The organism is Pseudoalteromonas sp. S1612 (assembly GCF_005887175.1).
Taxonomy (GTDB): Bacteria; Pseudomonadota; Gammaproteobacteria; order Enterobacterales; family Alteromonadaceae; genus Pseudoalteromonas; species Pseudoalteromonas undina.
The window spans coordinates 1-281 of sequence record NZ_PNDH01000099.1 but is presented as its reverse complement, the minus strand read 5'-3'; the positions used below and the strand labels follow the sequence as shown (position 1 = coordinate 281).

Below are 281 nucleotides of genomic sequence, written 5' to 3'. Positions count from 1 at the left end.
GCTTTAATACGCGCAAGCAGCCGTTGCTTTGCCTCCATTAAATATGAACTTGGCAAAATATTTAATTGCCGCAGCGCACGACAAAGGCGTATTAAAAGAGCGAATACTCCCCGAAAAAGTCGATAAATACCGTTTATGTGCGCTACTAACTCTTATTTCACTGTTAGTTTTTGATCAGCCGGATATAAGTTCCATGGAGCTTAACCCTATATTTGCCAGTAATGGGCAATTTTTAGTGCTTGATGCTACCATGACACTTGACCGCTATAAAGCTCAAAGTC

1 pseudogene is annotated in these 281 nt (G+C 40.9%); it reads left to right on the top strand.

What is annotated here, in order from left to right:
* Nucleotides 1–7: 7 nt before the first annotated feature.
* Nucleotides 8–281, top strand: a pseudogene (locus CWB78_RS18260) (acetate--CoA ligase family protein); the annotation flags it as partial.